We start from the raw sequence: 20,894 nt of genomic DNA on the forward strand, positions 1-20,894 counted from the left end.
AAAGTGGAGAAAATTTTATCACAAGATCCAGCAGTATATGAAGCTATGCTGGCGGAGAAAAAGCGTCAACAAGCTAATATTGAGTTAATCGCGTCAGAAAATTTCGTATCCGAAGCAGTTATGGAAGCGCAAGGATCGGTACTTACGAATAAATATGCAGAAGGCTACCCAGGTAAACGCTACTATGGTGGTTGTGAATATGTAGATATAGTGGAAAATATTGCTCGTGATCGTTTGAAAGAAATTTTTGGAGCCGAACATGCAAATGTACAACCACATTCAGGTTCACAAGCGAATATGGCGGTATACATGACTGCTTTACAACCTGGTGACACGATTTTAGGTATGAATTTGTCACATGGTGGACATTTAACGCATGGCTCTCCTGTAAACTTTAGTGGAATTCAATATAACTTCATAGATTATGGTGTAAGTAAAGAAGATGAGACAATCGATTACGAAAACATTCGTGCAATTGCATTAGAACACAAACCTAAAATGATCGTTGCTGGAGCTAGTGCGTATTCCCGTACAATTGACTTTGCTAAATTCCGTGAAATTGCAGATGAAGTAGGAGCTTACTTATTCGTTGATATGGCGCATATTGCAGGTCTAGTTGCAGCAGGACTTCATCCAAACCCAGTACCGCATGCTCATTTTGTCACTTCAACTACACATAAAACATTGCGCGGACCTCGTGGAGGATTAATCTTAACAACAGAAGAATTTGCAAAGAAAATTGATAAAACGATTTTCCCAGGAATTCAAGGTGGGCCACTAATGCATGTTATCGCAGCAAAAGCTGTGGCATTTGGTGAAGCTCAAAAACCAGAGTTTAAAGATTACCAAGCGCAAGTAATTGCAAACGCTAAAACACTAGCGGATAGTTTAACAGAAGAAGGCATTCGCATTGTATCTGGTGGGACGGACAATCACGTGATGTTATTGGATGTTTCAGCTTTAGGTTTAACAGGTAAAGTAGCAGAACATGTGCTTGATGAAGTTGGAATTACAGTCAACAAAAATACTATTCCATTTGATACTGCTAGTCCTTTTATCACATCTGGCGTTCGTATTGGTACACCAGCAGTGACAACACGTGGATTTAAAGAGGAAGAAATGAAAGAAATCGCTTCTATCATTGCAAAACTATTGAAAAACCACGAAGATGAAGCAATCTTAAAAGAATCGAAAGATAAAGTTGCTGCATTAACTTCTCGGTTTCCTTTATATAGTTAATAGTTTAATAGTTAAAAACTACTTTTCGTTGTGAAAAGTAGTTTTTTTATGCGCAAGTCCCAGATGTGCCACAAATATTAGCTACCTGGATTTAGCGCTCTGGCATTCATTTTCCATATGAAGGCCGCCTTAGACTCCTCCTTCGCTGAGCTTTGTGCGCTGTATTGTCTGTCTCGCTATTCCCGTAGGACTCTCGCTAGCTCGTCGAAAAAGAAATGTAGCTATACTAACTCCTTTTTGTTAGTTAAGATTCAGCAAATAGTTCCTATAATTTTTTTAGCTGCCCATCAATTAGTTTCGGGTCTGGCGGAATTGGTCACTGGTCTGGGATAATTGGTCTCGCCTCTAAGTAAACTGGTCTCGGGTTCAACTCGATTGATCTCGAAGTGCCATTTAGTGTAAAAAAATTGCGCAGGTTGAGCGGCTCTTGATTTCTAAAAATACGCTCCCTAAGAGTCTTGGGTAATGAAAAAGAGTAATTCTAATAAAACTGTTATTAAATAATCGCTCCTGTGCAAGGTCGTCGCAAAAAGATCGACTGCGGTGGCTTGTTTTATAGAAGATTCTCTCTTCTTGCGAATTGTAGTTATCATTTTTGGGCAATATAATGGAAATTGGCTTTTAATTAAAGAATATTTGAGAAAAGTTTGTTGTTTAATTGGTCAAGATTTTTATTTTTACAAACTTATGACGCAAAAGAAATAGACGCAATAGTAAGAACGGAGGATTGCTAGTATATCACCCGCGATTTTTGGTATAATTAGTAGAATTGCAACTAAAACAAGAAGGAGATATGCCATATGACAAAAGTATTTGTATTTGATCATCCACTTATTCAACATAAACTTACATATATCCGTGATGTAAATACAGGAACAAAAGAGTTTCGTGAACTTGTAGACGAGGTAGCTACATTAATGGCTTTTGAGATTACACGTGACTTACCATTAGAAGAAACAGAGGTAGAAACGCCAGTCCAAAAAACCAAATCAAAAGTGTTGGCAGGTAAAAAGTTAGGGATTGTGCCTATATTACGTGCTGGAATTGGAATGATTGATGGGATATTAAAACTTATTCCAGCTGCAAAAGTAGGACATATCGGTCTTTACCGTGATCCAGAAACACTACAGCCAGTTGAGTATTATGTAAAACTTCCTGCGGATGTAGCGGATCGTGATTTTATCTTAGTAGATCCAATGCTTGCAACAGGGGGTTCTGCAATTGAAGCAGTGAACTCATTGAAGAAACGAGGCGCGATACATATTAAGTTTATGTGTTTAATCGCAGCTCCTGAAGGTGTGGAAGCATTGCAAAAAGCGCATCCTGATGTGGATATCTATATAGCAGCATTAGATGAAAAACTAAACGACCATGGCTATATCGTTCCAGGTTTAGGAGATGCAGGGGATCGTTTGTTTGGAACAAAATAAAAAAGTAAATATTTTCCTGTTCTAAATTTGTCGATAAGATGTCAAATAGACGGTATTTGTGAAGAATTTCACTACTTCTAATTGACATCATTTTGCCCCTATTGTATGCTTACAAAGGATATAAAATGATAGGGGTTTCATGCTTGAAATACTTGTCGTATCAACTTCCTACTAGATTCACAGTTTTTACTTTAAAAGAAAAAACGTGAGTATCCTTTTATGCGTCCCAATAGACGTCCGTTACAAGGGATAGCGATGTATTTTTGCGAATCTCTCACAGCTTTGTCGGTTCTAACTAAATAGGTATATTCACAGAAATGTGAATTGTTGAACTTATAGAACCACTCCATTATTTTTAGTAATAAGTTTGCTCGCAGGCCATATGGTTGGTGTGTTTGCCATTATTACTACCATTCGAAAATATGATTCAGGAGACTAAAGACTAATGCATGAATTGCAACGTATCTATACGAAGCAGAAAAAGTACATATTTTTTTTGCTCGCAGTATGTGTGCTAGGTTGGGGATTTACCCCATATTCGACAATATTTGCAGGCTTAGCGCTAGGTTCTTTATTTGGTCTGTATAATTTCTGGATTCTAGTACGTAGAATGGAGAAATTTGATCGTGTGTTAACAGATGGAAAAGGACGAGCAGGTCTCGGGACAACTTTTCGCTTCGCATCAGGCGTGGCTGCTGTAGCAATAGCTCTAGCATTACCAAATTATATTCATCTAATAAGCACAGTTATTGGATTAATGATACCCTATGTTCTACTAATAGTAGAACGAATTATGTATTACACAAAACACCAACTATGAGAACGTGAAAGAGAGGTGAAAGAATCGTGGAACATGCAAATCCAACGTTCAAGTTTTTAGGGATGTATGGTAACTGGTCAAATATATTAATGCTTGCCGTTACTACACTCATCGTATTTTTGATCGCTTTTATTGCGACAAGAAACTTGAAACTGAAGCCAACTGGTATGCAGAACTTCATGGAGTGGATTATGGACTTCGTGAAAGGCATTATTAAAAGTAACTTTGATTGGAAAACAGGCGGACAATTCCATGTTCTTGGAATTACATTGATCATGTTTATTGCGGTAGCAAACGTATTAGGTCTTCCATTCTCTATAACATATGATGGAGTACTTTGGTGGAAATCACCAACTGCAGATCCTACAGTAGCAATGACGCTTTCAGTAATGATTATCCTATTAACGCACTATTACGGAATCAAAATGAAAGGTTTCAAACAATACAATGTAGATACGTATTTAAAACCACTACCATTTTTATTTCCATTGAAGATTATTGAAGAATTCGCAAATACGTTGACACTCGGTCTTCGTCTTTACGGTAACATTTATGCAGGGGAAGTTCTATTAGGACTACTTGCAGGTTTAGCAACAAATGGCACCATTTCTGGTTTTATTGGGGCAATTGTCCCGGCAATGGCTTGGCAAGGTTTCTCGTTATTTATAGGTGGGATCCAAGCGTTCATTTTCGTTATGTTAACAATGGTTTATATGTCACACAAAGTGTCGACAGACCATTAATATAACTGCTTAAATTCTTAAGCAGAAATAAATAAAAACAAACAACATTCCAAGGAGGAAATTACACAATGGTAGGTTCAGTTGGTCTTTTAGCAGCAGCTATAGCAATCGGTTTAGGCGCACTTGGTGCAGGTATTGGTAACGGTTTAATCGTTTCAAAAACAGTAGAAGGTATCGCTCGTCAACCAGAAGCACGTGGAGCTTTACAAACAGTTATGTTCATCGGGGTAGCATTAGTTGAGGCGATTCCAATTATCGCAGCAGTTATCGCTTTCATCGTATTAAACAAATAATAACTTAATGGCGGGTTTCTATCCGCCATTCTCTTTATGAATAAGAAAAAAATGCATACTAACTTACATTATATAGAAGCAAGATCTCTTAATAGCGTTTGAAAGGAGTGAAACAATCGTGACTTTTGATTACCTTGTACTTGGTACGAGTGACCTTAAAGGGTTAAATATTTTGGATATAGGCGCAACATTATTCTTCTTTATTCTACTTTTATTTCTTTTAAAGAAAGTAGCGTGGGGTCCACTGATGGGTATTATGATCCAACGTGAAGAGTTAATAGCTAGCGAAATCGAAGCAGCTGAAAATAGCCGCCAAGAATCAGTGCGTTTACTTGAAGAACAACGTGACTTATTAAAAGAAGCACGTACGGAAGCATTAGCGATTGTAGAAAATGCGAAGAAGCAAGGCGAAGCATCTCGTGAAGAAATTATGACGACTGCTCGTTCTGAAGCTGTGCGTTTGAAAGAATCTGCTATCCGTGAAATCGATACAGAAAAAGAAAGAGCGATTGCAGCAGTACGTGAAGAAGTCGTTTCACTTTCAGTACTTGCAGCGTCCAAAGTTCTTGAAAAAGAAGTTTCGGAAGAAGATAATCGTGCGCTAATCGAGGCAACGATTGCGAAGGCAGGCGAAGTTAAGTGAGTAATTCAACTGCAGCAAAGCGTTACGCAATCGCATTATTCGAACTAGCACAACAAAAAAATGAGCTTCGTTCTGTTGAAGAAGATTTACGTGAGCTTAAAATTGTCTGGAATGCAAATAAAGAATTGAATACACTATTCACTTCTCCTAAGCTGTCTCTAGACAAGAAAAAAGAGCTTATTCGACAAATCTTTACAACTGCTAATCCAATTGTGATTAATACACTTCTAGTGCTTATTGACAAAAAACGATTAGGTGAAGTGGGCAATATTATTAATGAGTTTATGACGCTTTCAAATGAAGCACAAGGTGTTGCCGATGCGAAAGTATATTCAACTCGTGCATTAACAGAAGAAGAACGAACGAACATTTCAATTGCATTTGCAAAAAATGTTGGTAAACAATCTTTACGTATAGAAAACATTGTAGATCCATCAATTATCGGTGGGATACGTGTTCAAATCGGAAACCGCATTTACGATAGCAGTCTAAGCACTAAATTAGATCGCTTAAAACGTAACTTGATCGGTTAATATTATGAATTTAGAGAGGTGACATACATGAGCATCAAAGCTGAAGAAATCAGTGTCTTGATTAAACAGCAGATTGAGAATTATGAATCTGAGATGAAAGTTAGCGACGTTGGTACAGTTATCAAAATAGGTGACGGTATCGCTCTTGCTCATGGCCTCGACAACGTCATGGCCGGAGAACTCTTAGAATTCTCAACTGGTGTTATGGGAATGGCACAAAACCTAGAAGCTAATAACGTAGGTATCGTTATTTTAGGACCATACTCAGACATTAAAGAAGGCGATGAAGTACGTCGAACTGGCCGTATTATGGAAGTTCCTGTAGGTAAAGAATTGATTGGCCGCGTTGTTAATCCACTTGGTCAACCAGTGGATGGACTAGGTCCTATCGCAACTACAAAAACTCGTCCAATTGAAAGTCCTGCACAAGGGGTTATGGCACGTAAATCTGTACATGAACCACTTCAAACAGGTATTAAAGCAATTGACGCGCTTGTACCAATCGGACGCGGACAACGTGAGTTAATCATCGGTGACCGTCAAACAGGTAAAACATCTGTTGCGATTGATACAATCCTGAACCAAGCAGACCAAAATATGATCTGTATTTATGTTGCAATCGGTCAAAAAGAATCGACTGTACGTAACGTGGTAGAAACACTTCGTAAAAAAGGTGCTTTAGATTACACAATCGTTGTAACTGCATCTGCATCTCAACCAGCTCCATTATTATACTTAGCTCCTTATGCTGGTGTAACTATGGCGGAAGAGTTTATGTTCGATGGCAAGCATGTTCTTATTGTTTATGATGATTTATCAAAACAAGCAGCTGCTTACCGTGAGCTTTCTTTACTTCTTAAACGTCCTCCAGGCCGTGAAGCTTATCCAGGGGATGTATTCTACTTGCACTCACGTTTACTTGAGCGTGCAGCGAAGTTGAATGAAACACTTGGTGCAGGTTCTATTACTGCATTACCGTTCGTTGAAACGCAAGCGGGAGATATCTCTGCTTATATTCCAACAAACGTAATTTCTATTACAGATGGTCAAATCTTCTTGCAATCTGATCTATTCTTCTCAGGAGTACGTCCAGCAATAAACGCTGGTTTATCCGTATCCCGTGTAGGTGGTTCAGCACAAATAAAAGCAATGAAAAAAGTTGCGGGTACACTTCGTCTAGACTTAGCTGCATTCCGTGAACTAGAAGCATTCTCTCAATTTGGATCAGATCTTGACGTTGCAACTCAAGCAAAACTTAACCGTGGTGTACGTACAGTAGAAGTATTAAAACAAGACTTGAACAATCCTATTAAAGTAGAAAAACAAGTTATTATTTTATACGCACTTACTCGTGGCCATTTAGATGATATTCCGGTAAAAGATGTTACTCGCTTCGAAGCTGAGCTTCATAGCTGGTTAGATTCAAACCACACAAACGTTTTAGATCATATTCGCACAACAAAAGATCTTCCTTCAGATGAAGACTTAACAAATGCAATTGCTGCATTTAAAAAGACTTTCGCTAAATCCGAATAATTCTTTTGTCTAAGTGAAAAAAACAATAAGGTGGTGAAATACCAGTGGCATCATTACGCGACATTAAAAGTAAAATTACGTCAACAAAGAAAACTAGTCAAATTACGAAAGCTATGCAAATGGTTTCTGCTTCTAAATTGAACCGTGCGGAGGAAAATGCGAAAGCATATGTTCCTTACATGTCGAAAATTCAAGAAGTAGTAGGTGCAATTGCTACAGGAACAAGTGATAGTGGACATCCAATGTTAACTTCTCGTCCTGTCAAAAAGACTGCATATCTAGTCATCACTGCAGATCGTGGTTTAGCAGGAGCTTATAACAGTAACGTAATCCGTGCTGTATCTAATGCGATTGCTGAGCGCCATGCTTCAAATGAAGAGTATGTAATTTTGGCGATAGGTCGTATGGGACGTGACTTCTTCGTAAAACGCGGATCGAATGTAATAGAAGAAGTTATAGGTTTACCAGATCAACCTGCTTTTTCTGATATTAAAGAAATCGCGCGCAGAGCTGTTGGTATGTTCACGGATGGTACATATGATGAACTTTATATGTACTATAACCACTTTGTCAGTGCCATCTCTAGTGAAGTTACGGAGAAAAAGGTACTGCCACTTACGGATATTGCAGTAGAAACAGGCACAACCGCTTCATATGAATTTGAGCCTTCAGCTGAAGCAATTCTTGAAGTGTTACTTCCACAATATGCGGAAAGCCTAATTTTTGGTGCATTACTCGATGGTAAAGCAAGTGAACATGCTTCTCGTATGTCTGCGATGAAATCCGCGACAGACAACGCAACTGATTTAATAGGTAACTTAACATTAGTTTATAACCGAGCACGACAAGCGGCAATTACACAAGAAATTACAGAAATTGTTGGCGGTGCAGCGGCACAAGAATAGTAAATGATAGAAAAGTAAGACAGGAGGGAACAGCAGTGAACAAAGGACAAGTACTACAAGTAATGGGTCCAGTTGTTGACGTTAAGTTTAACAATGGCCAATTGCCAGCTATCTATAATGCATTAACAGTAGCGATTCAACGTCCAAATGAAGCGCCTACTACATTAACATTAGAAGTAGCTCTACACTTAGGAGATGACTCTGTTCGTACTATTGCAATGGCATCTACTGACGGCCTTAAGCGTGGTACAGAGGTAATAGATGCTGGTACAGCAATTTCTGTTCCAGTTGGTGACGTTACATTAGGACGTGTATTCAACGTACTAGGTGAAGTTATCGACTTAGGAGAAGAGATTCCAGCGGGTGAGCGTCGTGACCCAATTCACCGTCAAGCTCCAACATTTGAAACCCTTTCAACTGAAATTGAAATTCTTGAAACAGGTATCAAAGTAGTAGACCTTCTTGCTCCATATATTAAAGGTGGTAAAATCGGTCTATTTGGTGGTGCTGGTGTAGGGAAAACAGTTCTTATCCAAGAACTTATCAACAACATTGCACAAGAACACGGTGGTATTTCCGTATTCGCTGGTGTTGGTGAGCGTACACGTGAAGGAAATGACTTATTCCACGAGATGAGCGATTCTGGCGTTATTAAGAAAACAGCAATGGTATTCGGACAAATGAATGAGCCACCTGGTGCACGTATGCGTGTAGCTTTATCTGGTCTTACGATGGCTGAATATTTCCGTGATGAACAAGGTGCAGACGTACTTTTATTCATTGATAATATCTTCCGTTTCACACAAGCAGGTTCTGAGGTTTCGGCTCTTTTAGGTCGTATGCCATCAGCAGCAGGTTACCAACCTACACTTGCTACAGAAATGGGTCAATTACAAGAGCGTATCACGTCAACTAACACTGGTTCTGTAACATCGATCCAAGCGATTTATGTACCAGCCGATGACTATACGGATCCAGCTCCTGCAACAACTTTCGCTCACTTAGATGCGACAACTAACTTAGAACGTAAATTATCTGAGATGGGTATTTACCCAGCTGTGGATCCTTTAGCTTCTTCTTCTCGTGCGCTTTCTCCAGAAATCGTAGGAAAAGAGCATTATGAAGTAGCACGTCAAGTGCAATACACATTACAACGCTACAGAGAGCTTCAAGATATCATTGCAATCTTAGGTATGGATGAATTAGGAGACGAAGACAAGTTAACGGTTAACCGTGCTCGTCGTATTCAGTTCTACTTATCTCAAAACTTCCATGTTGCAGAACAATTTACTGGTCAAAAAGGTTCATACGTTCCTGTTAAAGAAACAGTTCAAGGATTCAAACAAATTCTTGAAGGTAAATATGACCATCTTCCTGAAGATGCATTCCGTTTAGTTGGACGCATTGAAGAAGTTATTGAAAAAGCGAAAAGCATGGGCGTAGAAGTATAATAATTCGGACCAGGAGGTAAAAATATGAAGACACTTACAGTCAATATTGTCACTCCCGACGGCCCGGTATACGATTCTGAAGTAGACATGATGATCGCTAAAACAGCATCTGGTGAAATCGGTATTTTACCTGGCCATATTCCAATGGTTGCACCTCTTGTAATCGGTGCAATTAAGTTGAAAAAAGATGGTAAAACAGAGTATGCAGCAGTCAACGGTGGTTTTATTGAAGTTCGTCCTGAAAAGGTTTCGATCTTAGCTCAATCATCTGAAGTTGCTTCAACTATCGATCTAACTCGTGCAAAAGAAGCGATGAAACGTGCAGAAGAACGTCTTCAAAGTAAGCAAGATTCAACTGATTTTAGTCGTGCTGAACTTGCCTTGAAACGTGCGATGAATCGTATCAACGTTTATGAGGGTAACATTTAACTTTATTTTTCATGGCAAAATAAAGTTTTAGTCTTGAGCGGACGCTTTAGATTACGCCAAGGTGAATTTGATTTACATGAAAAAAAAACGGACAGAACTAGTTCTGTCCGTTTTTAGCATGTAAGAAAGGTTTACTAGAATTGTGAAGGAGGATAAAAATGGGTTTATTAAATGGAGAGCAGGCAATAATTGCGATTTTAGCCAATGTCTTTTTTATCGGTATATCTTTTTATGCACTTCAAGCAATTATGATTGAAAAAGTTATTAAAAAAAACCGAGTCTTCCAAGCACAGTTATTCTATATATTAGCTAGTATTCTTATCGGTTCGACGGTAGCGAATTTTTTCTTAAATTTAACGGCTTGGTCTAATCAGTTGCAATTTCTGTTTAACTAAAATGGATTCTATATGCTCATGCAAATCATGGAGAAGTTTGTATGAGCATGTAGAATCTCCTCAAATTTCCTGGGAAATATTTTGTCGAATAGGTTTATGTGAAACGCACTAGGGTAATTTAAGATTATCTACACGAAAAGACAGGGTGTTACGTATACTATAGCAATAAAAAATATCAAATTAACCGGTGAAAATAGTGTTTTAGATGCTTGTATATACGCGAAATCCGTTGTATGATGTATATTGTTTTGAATTTCTAATAATGACATCTTACATATTTCATTTATATAAAAGCAAATGAGGATAAAGAACGCGGAGGGAAAGAAGTGGATAAAATCGTTGTTAAAGGCGGTCAAATTTTAAAAGGCAATGTGCGAGTAGAAGGTGCGAAAAATGCAGTACTGCCAGTACTTGCTGCAGCTTTGCTTGCAACCAAGGGAGTAAATGTTATAAAAGACGTGCCAACACTTGCAGACGTTTTGACAATAAATGAAGTATTAAAAAGCTTAAATACGAAAGTTGAATATAATCCTGAACTAAATGAAGTAATAATTGATTCACAAGAAAGACTCTCTAGTGAAGCTCAATTTGAGTATGTGCGAAAAATGCGTGCATCCATACTGGTAATGGGTCCCATTTTAGCGAGAAATGGTTTTGCTCGTGTTGCATTACCAGGTGGTTGTGCAATTGGATCTCGTCCAATTGATCAGCATTTAAAAGGCTTTGAAGCTATGGGTGCAGAAATTTCATTCGGACATGGTTTTGTAGAAGCTAAAACAAATGGTCGTTTACAAGGTGCTAAGATTTATTTAGACGTACCAAGTGTTGGCGCTACAGAAAACATTATGACAGCAGCTGCTCTTGCAGTAGGAATTACGACTATCGAAAATGCTGCAAAAGAACCGGAAATTGTCGATTTAGCAAACTTCATCAATGAAATGGGTGGAAAAGTAAAAGGTGCTGGTACCGACACAATTCGCATTGAAGGTGTATCTGAACTTCATGGCACTGAACATCATATCATCCCAGATCGTATTGAAGCTGGCACATTCATGGTTGCAGCGGCAATTACTAAAGGTGACGTGCTCATCGAAAATGCAGTCCCTGAACATATGACCGCGCTTATTTCCAAAATGCAAGAAATGGGTATAGAAGTGACAGAAGAAAATCACGGTATTCGTGTGCGTTCTTCAGGTCAGCTTAAATCAGTGGACATTAAAACGATGCCTCATCCTGGCTTCCCAACAGATATGCAATCTCAAATGATGGCATTAATGATGACTGCACATGGAACAGGTATCATAACGGAAACTGTATTTGAAAACCGTTTTATGCATGTAGAAGAATTCCGACGCATGAACGGCAATATGAAGATCGAAGGACGATCTGTAATTATGGAATCACCTTCGAACCTACAAGGCGCAGAAGTTGCAGCAACCGATTTGCGTGCAGCGGCAGCCCTTATTATTGCTGGCCTCGTAGCTGAAGGGATAACACGAGTAACGGAACTATATCATTTAGACCGCGGCTACGTCGACTTCGACAAAAAACTCGCAGCTCTAGGCGCTGATATTGAACGTATAGGTACCGAAAGCCCAGAGAAAGCAATTCAACTCGTATAATATATGTAAAGCACTGTGCATTCATACATGCATAGTGCTTTTTTATGCAAGGAACATTTGGTTTAGTCTCGTTTTATAGCGAATTGGTTGCGAGTTTTGTTCAATTGGTCTCGCTATATTTATTATGGTCTCGACTTTGATGGAATTAGTCTCGGATATATATGAATTGGTCTCGAAGTGCTATATTTTTGGGTTTATAGAAATACTTTAATTTGGTATTCCTATGATTTTTGATTGTGTATTTATTTCGGAAATATGGCACTGTATTTTGTATTTCTAGATTGACCGGTTTTTATTAGCATGCTATTTTTCAATATTCTTGTTGCTTGGTGTTTATTGTTTAATTGTAAAAAGTGTTGACATTCGATATTTGAAATAGTACTTTTATAGATTAGAAAATATTCTTCCATTGTTTGTTCATGTGCTTTTCTGTGAAAGATTTTGCATCTTGGACAAAACCAATTTTGAGGTAACTTTTTCATTCCAATTAAACCGCAATGGATACACTCAACTCCTTTTTGAATGTCATTAAGATCTATTTCATAGTAGTTGCTTATTGGGAAGGGGTGAAACTCGATATTTGCTTTAAGGATATATTCCTTTAAGTTATCCAGTTCGGCTTCGTTTAGAATGGGAGAGTTGGTTTGTATGTTTCTAATATAAGGTTTAATACCTCTACGAAACAATAAGGTTTTATTTGTTGGTGGAACTTTGATATTGCTTGTGGCAAACGCGAAAACGAGTGCTCCATAAATAGGTAAAATGATACCAGAATCTTTAAAAATTTGATTCAATTGAAACTCATATTCTGCTAACTGAAGAACTGGACTTTCATAAGAGTGAGTTTTATTTGATTCAAGTTTTCTTTGCATTTGTTGTTCAGTAAATGTAATCTCGCCATTAATATTTTTTACTTCGAAAATTAATGCATAGTATGGAGTAATTATTAATATATCCATTTGAAAAAGCGATTCTCCGTTTAACGATAAATTATGAAAAGCATAAAACTTATAGGGCAATTTCAATTGTTCTATAACTTTCATCACTACTTCTTCTCCAATTTCACCAGCAAGTTTTTGATAGTATTCATCTTTAATCATCACATATTTTGGATGGTTTCTTGGCATCCGTTTATGCAGAGTACGTAGTGCTTTTACGTATAGGGAAGCTGAATATTTTTTTGCTATCATTATGTCACCTCAAGCAAAGAGTATCATATTATTATGGATAGATAGAAATCACCAAAATTCCATTTTCGCACTGTATTTTACATAAAATTGGTTTCAAAATCGTATTTTGGACAATAAAAGCGCTACAAAATTCCATTTTGGCAGTTTGAAAAATAAATTAGTTGCTTTCCTAATAGAATTGGTCACCCTTATACATATTACGCTATTTTATGGATAACATTTCCTTGAATCAAAACAAGTCTCGTAACACTCGTTCATTTTCCCCCAACCTCCTGCATATAGTACCTCTATGAAACAAAACATTCTCTTATTATTACTTTGCATCGGTCTCTTGTTATTACCGTTTTTATTAATCAAAGAAAAACCTGCACCTAAGTTGGAGTTAGATTTCGAAATTGAATGTCCAATACTAATCGAAGTGAAAGGGGAACTAGAGAAAATTCCTCTCGAAACATATGTTTTAGGAGTCGTAGCTGCGGAGATGCCAATTTCGTTCCATGAAGAAGCTTTAAAGGCACAAACGATTGCTGCACGGACCTATGTGTTGCGGGAAACAAATTACGGAGATAAGGCAATATCTAAAACGGTGCAAAAGCAAGTGTTTGCCAGCGAAGAAGAACGTAAGAAAAAATGGGGGGCCTCCTTCGACGAATATGAAGCTAAACTCCAACGTATTGTCGCATCTACTGAAGGAGAAATTATTGTATATAAAGATCAACTGATCACGGCGATGTTCTTTTCCACGAGTAACGGGCAAACGGAAAGTGCAGAAAGCTATAGTGGCTATGCGATTCCATATTTAGTTTCAGTCCCTAGCAAATCGGAAGAACTTTTTTCACCAAATGTTAAAAAGCAATTCGAATTTACAAATAAAGAATGGGCAAATGCTTTTGGATTGCAATGGTCTGATAGCATGGCGAAAACATTTCGAGTGACAAAAACGGATTCTAACCGAGTGAAGTCTATTCAAATGATCGGCAAAACATGGTCAGGCAGAGAAGTACGTACATTACTTGGACTACCTTCCACCGATTTCACCATTTCCTTTCAGCATGATAAAGTTGTAGTAGAAACGGTCGGATATGGGCATGGGGTAGGTATGAGTCAATATGGCGCAGAAGTGTTAGCGCATGATTCTGTAAAGGCTCACGACATTTTACTTCACTATTATAAAGGAACAGAAATAAAAATATTTTCAACATGTTTAAAATCTCCTACAAATGCAAAGAATAGCAATTGAGGTGATGAAAATGAGAGAAGAACAATCGAACAAGCCTTCTCAGAAGAATAAAAATCCGAAAAAACCGTGGTTTTGGCCACTAATTTATGCGGGATTTTCGGTAGCATTCGTTGGAATGATTTGGGGTTACAACGTGTATGTAAAATCCGATACGGCAGGGGAATGGACCAAGGCTGGAGATCCTGATAAAGTGACCATCGAGACCAACGCCCAATCAGAATCCATGAAGTATCCTTTCAAAGAGACGCTGCAAGATAGCATCGAAGTTGTGCAACATTATTATGACATGGACGCTGATGAAGCGACACGAGAAAAATCAATACTTGTGTTCAATCAACAATACAGAACAAGTACGGGTGTATCTTTGTCGATGAAAGGTGAACCATTCGAAGTAATAGCTGCCATGAGTGGAACAGTAGAAGAAGTTAATTTAGACCCATTTGAAGGCGATGAAATAGTCTTATCCCACGCAAATGGTATGCAAACAAAATATCGTTCGGTCACTGGCATTCTAGTAAAAGTTGGGGATGTAGTGGACCAAGGACAAGCATTAGCAACATCGTCTGAGAGTGAATGGAATCCAACTGCAGGTAATCACTTGCAATTTGATGTTTTAGAAGACGGCGTTCTGATCAATCCAGAATCAAAACTAGCGTTTTAAATTCATAAAAACCGATACGTATGCATAAAGTGATGAAAAGTGTTCCTTTACTAACGAAAGGAAGAGTTAGTGCACGAAACGATACGTCATAGATGCATACGTCTTGGTGAAATGGTTATTGAAACTAAGAAAACTGTCCGTGCCATCGCGAGCACAACCGGTCATTCTAAAAGCACAGTTCATAAGGATTTGACGGAAAGACTCCATTTAGTAGATCCGCAATTAGCAAAAGAAGTAAAAGAAATTCTTGCGTATCATAAATCGGTCAGGCATTTGCGAGGTGGAGAAGCAACGAAACGAAAATGGAAATCTAAAATGGAAGATGGGAAAGGTCGTGATTTGTAACGAATCGCGGCTTTTTTTCTGTTTGCTAGGTTTATTGAAAGCTAATTAGTTGGTTTGGTTGCGAGTAAAGCGGATTTGGTTGCGGATAACTTGAAATTAGTCTCGGGTCACACAGATTTAGTCTCGCGTACACGCCAAATGGTCTCGAACAGCCATAAATTTCAAGTAAGTTGTGCTATTTGCTTAATTTTATGAAGGAGGGAGAAATTAGTCTCGGGTCAAGCGGATTTGGTTGCGGGTAGCATGAAATTGGTCTCGGGTCACACAGATTTAGTCTCGCGTACGCGCCAAATGGTCTCGAACAGCCATAAATTTCAAGTAAGTTGTGCTATTTGCTTAATTTTATGAAGGAGGGAGAAATTAGTCTCGGGTCAAGCGGATTTGGTTGCGGATAACACGAAATTGGTCTCGGCTACGGAGGATTTGGTCTTGTCTACGTGTCAAATGGTCTCGAACAGCCATAAATTTCAAGTAAGTTGTGCTATTTGCTTAATTTTATGAAGGAGAGAGCAATTGGTCTCAGGTAACATGGTATTGGTCTTGGGCACGATCCAAATATTCTCGAACGGTAGTCTCCTTCCACAGTTCATTTCATCTGGAAAGAAAGCGGTTACTTTGTCAATAAAAAAAGTGTATTTATTCCAAAACTATGATAAAATTATAAGTTAGAGACATATCGAAATATACATATAAATTCGGTTGGACAGGGAAGGAGAAAAGCTGTTAATGTTTGCGAAGGATATAGGAATCGACTTAGGTACTGCGAACGTATTAATTCATGTAAAAGGTAAAGGGATTGTTTTAAATGAACCATCCGTTGTTGCGATAGATAAAAATACCAATAGGGTGCTAGCTGTAGGTGAGGAAGCACGACAAATGGTTGGTAGGACGCCAGGTAATATTGTGGCAATTCGACCCCTAAAAGATGGAGTAATTGCAGATTTCGATGTAACGGAAGCAATGCTTAAACACTTTATTAATAAATTAAACGTAAAAGGATTTTTATCCAAACCTCGAATATTAATATGCTGTCCTACGAATATTACAAGTGTGGAACAAAAAGCAATAAGAGAAGCAGCGGAAAAATCGGGCGGTAAAAAAGTGTATTTGGAAGAGGAACCAAAAGTTGCAGCAATCGGCGCTGGAATGGATATTTTTCAACCAAGCGGTAATATGGTTGTCGATATCGGAGGAGGTACTACAGATGTAGCTGTCCTTTCTATGGGAGATATCGTTACTTCTGAATCTATTAAAATTGCAGGAGATGTTTTTGATAATGACATCCTTCAATATATTAAAAGAGAGTACAAGCTTTTAATTGGCGAACGAACTGCTGAAAATATTAAAATTGAAATTGGAACTGTATTTCCAAATAGTCGACATGAAGAGATGGATATTCGTGGTCGCGATATGGTTACAGGTCTTCCTAGAACCATTACGATACTTTCGAAAGAAATTGAAAAAGCTTTGCGTGAATCAGTATCTGTTATTGTACAAGCCGCAAAAAATGTTTTAGAAAAAACACCGCCAGAATTATCTGCTGATATTATTGACCGCGGAGTTATAATCACTGGTGGTGGTGCACTTTTACATGGGATGGATCAACTTCTTGTGGAAGAATTGAAAGTACCGGTATTTGTAGCGGAGAACCCAATGGACTGTGTCGCAATTGGAACAGGAATAATGTTAGATAATATTGATAAAATCTCCAGAAGATAAATAGAAAAGTAATGAAAAAGTTCTTCTGCTACTAGCTTGCGCAGAAGCACAGCCAAAATGACAAGAGAATGGAGGTTTCTTTATGTTTCGTGGATTTCATACAGTTGCATCCGGCATGATTGCACAGCAGCGTAGAACGGAATTACTGACAAATAATATGGCAAATGCCAATACGCCTGGTTATAAAGCAGATCAGTCGGTGATTAGATCATTTCCAGAAATGTTTTTATCCAAACTTGGACCATCTAATATTCCGACTGAAACGCCTATCAAAGGAAAATATGCAACAGGCGTGGGAGCACTCGGAACGGGTGTTTACATGCAAGAAACAATTGCTTTATTGGAGCAAGGACAGCTTCAAGAAACCGAACTAAATACAGATATTGCATTAATCGATGGTGAATTACCGAAAGACGCACAAACTGGGCAAACAGGTGCTGTATTTTATCGCTTACAACATCCAGTTGAAGGGGAAGCATATACTCGTAATGGGAGCTTCACATTGGATCCTGGAGGCTTTTTAACGAATGCGCAAGGGTTATTCGTCCTTGATGCAAACGGACAGCGTATACAGCTTCAAAATGATGATTTTCGAGTAGCAAGTGATGGTCAAATTTATGTAAATGATCAAGCGGTTGCACAAATAGGGGTTTCATTTGCAGCAAAGCCTGAAGCATTGATGAAACAGGATAATGGATTATTTAGAACTGCAGACGGCGCAAATTTGCCTTCCGCCTATAATTCAGCAAACGTTCGTTTTTCGATGCAACAAGGTTTTATCGAGCGTTCGAATGTCGATTCTGCGAGAACCATGACGGATCTACTTACGGCGTACAGAGCTTTTGAAGCAAATCAAAAAATTCTGCAAGCATACGACCAAAGCATGCAAAAAGCGGTAAACGAAGTAGGACGTGTAAACTAACGATGAAAAGAGGCTTCTGGAATGTTACGTACAATGATTACAGCTACTAATACAATGACACAGCTTCAGAGTCAGTTAGATATAATCGGGAATAATCTGGCGAACTCTAATACGCATGGCTATAAAGCGAAGGATGTAAAATTTCAAGAGCTACTTTATCAACAATTTAATAATGACAAGTTGGATAAAGTAGCGCGTCAATCTCCTACAGGTATTCGTTATGGAGTCGGAGCATCACTAGCGCAAACAACGATGAACTGGAAACAGGGAAGCTTGCAATCTACCGGGCGAGATTTAGATTTTGCTTTCCAAGAACCGAAACAATATTTTAATGTTTTAATGCCAGATGGTGAAAATGGACAACAAACAGCATATACTCGTCAAGGTGCTTTTTATGTTTCACCTATAGAAAATGGTAGCTTAATGCTTGTAACTGGCGATGGCTATCCAGTTGCAGATTCTGCAGGACAAGCAATAACTATTCCAGATAACGTTTCAAGCTTTTCTGTCAATGAAACGGGCATATTAACTGCTACGTACCCGGATGGTTCCACTGTCAAAAAAGAATTAGCGGTTTCCGTTTTACAAAAGCCTCAGCTAATGGAGCACCTATCCGAGACGTATATTAAGTTGCCAACTAATTTGGCGGAGTTAGGTGTAAATGCACAAGACGTTATAACGAACCTTCAAGGTGCTAATCGTGGTGACATCTCCGTTGCAAACCAACAATTAGAAATGTCTAACGTGGATATATCAAAAGAGATGACCGAGTTAATGACGGCACAGCGTTCGTATCAGTTTAATGCAAGATCGATAACAATAGCAGACCAAATGATGGGTCTGATTAATGGAATTAGATAATCTTCCTAGTAAGGAGTTAAGTGTATGACAGAAGAAATAAAAATTTCTGGCAGACGACAACGAAAATTGGAACATGCAAAAAAAGCTGAATCGAAAAGAACCTATTGGGTGCAAATTCGTATGTTCCCTATTTGGCTGCGTATACTAATAATCATCGCACTTTTTTTTGGTGCAGCAGCTGCTGGGTTAATGGTTGGATACGGTGTAATAGGCAGTGGAACTACAAAAGATGCACTAAAATGGGAGACATATCAGCATATATTAGATATTAAAGACGGTAAATAGGTGAATATTGGAGGGAAGACCATGTTAACAACAGAACAAGTTCAAGCACTTTTACCTCATCGTTATCCATTCTTAATGATAGATCGAATTCTAGAAGTGGAAGAAGGAAAACGAGCAGTAGGTTTAAAAAATGTTACCATCAATGAAGAATTTTTTAATGGGCATTTCCCAGGATATCCAGTAATGCCGGGAGTTTTAATAGTAGAAGCTTTAGCACAAGTTGGAGCAGTAGCCGTTCTTCAAATACCTGGAAATAAAGGAAGACTTGCTTTCTTTACAGGTATCGACAATTGCCGATTTAAACGCCAAGTCAAACCAGGCGATCAATTAAAACTAGAAGTAGAACTTACCAAATTACGTGGTGCAATGGGCAAGGGACATGGTATTGCTACGGTAGACGGCGAACTTGTTTGTGAAGCGGACATCCTTTTCGCGTTAGGTCCCGTTGTAGAACAAGAATAACAATAGTATTCCTCCGTAAGCTCGAAGATATTCTACTTTCCTTTTTCAATTGAAAAAAAAAGGCATAATTGCCTTAGGATATTTCTTTCCTTTCCTGGACAACCTATCGTAAGTCACATACGTGTGATGAAGATATCCAAGAAAGGAGGAATTTTTTTATGTGGAAAAAAGCCGTTCCTGCAGTGGCAATGTGTTCTCTTTTATTAGTCGGATGTAATACTAACAAAACAGTTCCTACCAAAAATGAAACACCAATGCAAGACGTTCGTGAGGGTGTAGACCGAGTCAATCCAAACCTAACTACGCCAGAAGTGAATACACCATCTCCTAGAACTTACAATAAAGGAATGAATGGTACAAATGGTATGAATGGAACGAATGGCGTTAATGGTAACAATGGTGTAAATAATGTGGGACCAAATGTTGTTCCGGACGGCAACGTGATAAATGAAACTGTTCCTAACACAGAAGTTATTAAAGAAGATGTGAAAGTGAAAACAAAATAACAATTAGTAAATCTAATGAAAAGGCTGACTCAATTAAAAAATTTTGAGTCAGCCTTTTTTAATTTTGATCTTTTTTTAAGGAAGGTCTAATTTTCATGTCATGTTCAAATTTTGCCAAGAGTTCTTCCCCACTAAAACCATCCTCTATTAATTCAGAAAGTAATGACTCTGCGTATTTTCTTCTTACTCGTTTTAAAGTTCCTTTTAGTAAGACAGAAATATGCTGACCAATTTCCTTCACTGAGTAAGTTACTACCTCAAAATGAGCAGGTTCATTTTCAGGATAAGAAATAACAACTTTTGCAATGATTATTTCATTCGAGGTCTGGAAACCTTTAAAAAGTGCCTCGTATTTTTTATCCACAAAAAGCTCCAATATCCAGGATCGACTTATATTCTCTTGATTGATCACAATGCCATCTTCAATTGAAATAGGATAAATCTCTTGATCACGAATAATATCAACCGACATCATCTTAAATGTTTTCATCTACATTCTCCTTCAGAAGGATTTCATTAAATTTATTATAACATAAGAAGAAATTAGGCAGTGTCGATTCATAGGGAGGAAGTAGCAAGTTAATTTTTTTTGAAAAATACCAAATTTCCATTTTTGATATTGCAAAAAGCTGAATGTACAGGGTTTGCTAAAAATTGCGAGGCA

The 20,894-nt window shown here is 38.1% G+C and carries 24 protein-coding genes; 22 read left to right on the forward strand and 2 right to left on the reverse strand.

From position 1 onward, the window contains the following. The first annotated feature begins 3 nt into the window (after positions 1–3). The 13 genes from glyA (at position 4) to murA (ending at position 12,039) form a co-directional block, all read left to right on the forward strand. Complete coding sequence (glyA, locus tag ACEPXD_RS03395) at positions 4–1,239, forward strand: serine hydroxymethyltransferase (RefSeq protein ID WP_391119957.1); 1,236 nt, start codon at positions 4–6, stop codon at positions 1,237–1,239. A gap of 800 nt (positions 1,240–2,039) precedes the next feature. Next, complete coding sequence (gene upp / locus ACEPXD_RS03400) at positions 2,040–2,669, forward strand: uracil phosphoribosyltransferase (protein WP_151698881.1); 630 nt, start codon at positions 2,040–2,042, stop codon at positions 2,667–2,669. A gap of 445 nt (positions 2,670–3,114) precedes the next feature. After that, a complete protein-coding gene (locus ACEPXD_RS03405; RefSeq protein ID WP_391119959.1) occupies positions 3,115–3,489 on the forward strand; it encodes an ATP synthase subunit I in 375 nt (124 codons plus the stop codon). Positions 3,490–3,515: 26 nt separating this feature from the next. Beyond that, positions 3,516–4,232 carry a F0F1 ATP synthase subunit A gene (atpB, locus tag ACEPXD_RS03410; RefSeq protein WP_391119961.1) on the forward strand — a complete coding sequence of 239 codons (717 nt, stop codon included), beginning with the start codon at positions 3,516–3,518 and terminating at the stop codon, positions 4,230–4,232. Positions 4,233–4,300: 68 nt separating this feature from the next. Continuing rightward, entirely contained in the window at positions 4,301–4,525 is a 225-nt protein-coding gene (atpE, locus tag ACEPXD_RS03415; RefSeq protein WP_053590520.1) for a F0F1 ATP synthase subunit C, read from the forward strand. A gap of 118 nt (positions 4,526–4,643) precedes the next feature. Beyond that, entirely contained in the window at positions 4,644–5,168 is a 525-nt protein-coding gene (gene atpF, locus ACEPXD_RS03420) for a F0F1 ATP synthase subunit B (RefSeq protein WP_391119963.1), read from the forward strand. Beyond that, positions 5,165–5,701, forward strand: a complete 537-nt coding sequence (locus ACEPXD_RS03425; RefSeq protein ID WP_391119965.1) for a F0F1 ATP synthase subunit delta — start codon at positions 5,165–5,167, stop codon at positions 5,699–5,701. Before atpF ends, ACEPXD_RS03425 begins: the two co-directional genes overlap by 4 nt. 27 nt (positions 5,702–5,728) lie before the next feature. Then, entirely contained in the window at positions 5,729–7,237 is a 1,509-nt protein-coding gene (gene atpA / locus ACEPXD_RS03430; RefSeq protein ID WP_391119967.1) for a F0F1 ATP synthase subunit alpha, read from the forward strand. Positions 7,238–7,281: 44 nt separating this feature from the next. Beyond that, positions 7,282–8,142, forward strand: coding sequence for a F0F1 ATP synthase subunit gamma (locus ACEPXD_RS03435; protein WP_391119969.1), 861 nt, complete (start codon positions 7,282–7,284; stop codon positions 8,140–8,142). A gap of 35 nt (positions 8,143–8,177) precedes the next feature. Then, positions 8,178–9,593 carry a F0F1 ATP synthase subunit beta gene (atpD, locus tag ACEPXD_RS03440; RefSeq protein WP_391119971.1) on the forward strand — a complete coding sequence of 472 codons (1,416 nt, stop codon included), beginning with the start codon at positions 8,178–8,180 and terminating at the stop codon, positions 9,591–9,593. Positions 9,594–9,617: 24 nt separating this feature from the next. Next, the gene (locus ACEPXD_RS03445; protein ID WP_391119973.1) at positions 9,618–10,022 is read left to right on the forward strand and encodes a F0F1 ATP synthase subunit epsilon; all 405 of its coding nucleotides are present in this window, start codon (positions 9,618–9,620) and stop codon (positions 10,020–10,022) included. A 158-nt stretch (positions 10,023–10,180) separates the two neighbouring features. Then, a complete protein-coding gene (locus ACEPXD_RS03450) occupies positions 10,181–10,417 on the forward strand; it encodes a DUF1146 family protein (RefSeq protein WP_391119974.1) in 237 nt (78 codons plus the stop codon). A gap of 326 nt (positions 10,418–10,743) precedes the next feature. Next, a complete protein-coding gene (gene murA / locus ACEPXD_RS03455) occupies positions 10,744–12,039 on the forward strand; it encodes a UDP-N-acetylglucosamine 1-carboxyvinyltransferase (RefSeq protein WP_391119976.1) in 1,296 nt (431 codons plus the stop codon). A 242-nt stretch (positions 12,040–12,281) separates the two neighbouring features. On the opposite strand, the gene ACEPXD_RS03460 is transcribed toward murA, so the two are convergent. Beyond that, the gene (locus tag ACEPXD_RS03460; RefSeq protein WP_391119978.1) at positions 12,282–13,139 is read right to left on the reverse strand and encodes a nuclease-related domain-containing protein; all 858 of its coding nucleotides are present in this window, start codon (positions 13,137–13,139) and stop codon (positions 12,282–12,284) included. Between the two features lie 379 nt (positions 13,140–13,518). Here ACEPXD_RS03460 and spoIID point away from each other — a divergent pair, with 379 nt between their 5' ends. The 9 genes from spoIID (at position 13,519) to ACEPXD_RS03505 (ending at position 20,230) form a co-directional block, all read left to right on the forward strand. After that, positions 13,519–14,469: a stage II sporulation protein D gene (spoIID, locus tag ACEPXD_RS03465; protein WP_391119980.1), complete on the forward strand. Its 951-nt coding sequence runs from the start codon at positions 13,519–13,521 to the stop codon at positions 14,467–14,469. Between the two features lie 4 nt (positions 14,470–14,473). Next, a complete protein-coding gene (locus ACEPXD_RS03470) occupies positions 14,474–15,130 on the forward strand; it encodes a peptidoglycan DD-metalloendopeptidase family protein (protein WP_391122979.1) in 657 nt (218 codons plus the stop codon). Positions 15,131–15,199: 69 nt separating this feature from the next. Then, complete coding sequence (locus tag ACEPXD_RS03475; protein WP_391119982.1) at positions 15,200–15,475, forward strand: sporulation transcriptional regulator SpoIIID; 276 nt, start codon at positions 15,200–15,202, stop codon at positions 15,473–15,475. A gap of 726 nt (positions 15,476–16,201) precedes the next feature. Beyond that, positions 16,202–17,194, forward strand: coding sequence for a rod shape-determining protein (locus ACEPXD_RS03480; RefSeq protein ID WP_391119984.1), 993 nt, complete (start codon positions 16,202–16,204; stop codon positions 17,192–17,194). Between the two features lie 82 nt (positions 17,195–17,276). After that, positions 17,277–18,116, forward strand: a complete 840-nt coding sequence (locus ACEPXD_RS03485; protein WP_391119986.1) for a flagellar hook-basal body protein — start codon at positions 17,277–17,279, stop codon at positions 18,114–18,116. A gap of 21 nt (positions 18,117–18,137) precedes the next feature. Next, complete coding sequence (locus ACEPXD_RS03490; RefSeq protein ID WP_391119988.1) at positions 18,138–18,977, forward strand: flagellar hook-basal body protein; 840 nt, start codon at positions 18,138–18,140, stop codon at positions 18,975–18,977. Between the two features lie 24 nt (positions 18,978–19,001). Then, positions 19,002–19,262 carry a DNA-directed RNA polymerase subunit beta gene (locus ACEPXD_RS03495; protein WP_391119990.1) on the forward strand — a complete coding sequence of 87 codons (261 nt, stop codon included), beginning with the start codon at positions 19,002–19,004 and terminating at the stop codon, positions 19,260–19,262. Between the two features lie 21 nt (positions 19,263–19,283). Continuing rightward, a complete protein-coding gene (gene fabZ, locus ACEPXD_RS03500; protein ID WP_391119992.1) occupies positions 19,284–19,724 on the forward strand; it encodes a 3-hydroxyacyl-ACP dehydratase FabZ in 441 nt (146 codons plus the stop codon). Between the two features lie 158 nt (positions 19,725–19,882). After that, positions 19,883–20,230: a hypothetical protein gene (locus ACEPXD_RS03505; RefSeq protein WP_391119994.1), complete on the forward strand. Its 348-nt coding sequence runs from the start codon at positions 19,883–19,885 to the stop codon at positions 20,228–20,230. Between the two features lie 58 nt (positions 20,231–20,288). Here the strand turns inward: ACEPXD_RS03505 and ACEPXD_RS03510 are convergent, their stop codons facing one another. After that, a complete protein-coding gene (locus ACEPXD_RS03510; RefSeq protein ID WP_391119996.1) occupies positions 20,289–20,720 on the reverse strand; it encodes a YwpF family protein in 432 nt (143 codons plus the stop codon). Positions 20,721–20,894: the final 174 nt, after the last annotated feature.

The sequence above is a fragment of the Psychrobacillus sp. L3 genome (genome assembly GCF_042945595.1).
GTDB lineage: Bacteria > Bacillota > Bacilli > Bacillales_A > Planococcaceae > Psychrobacillus.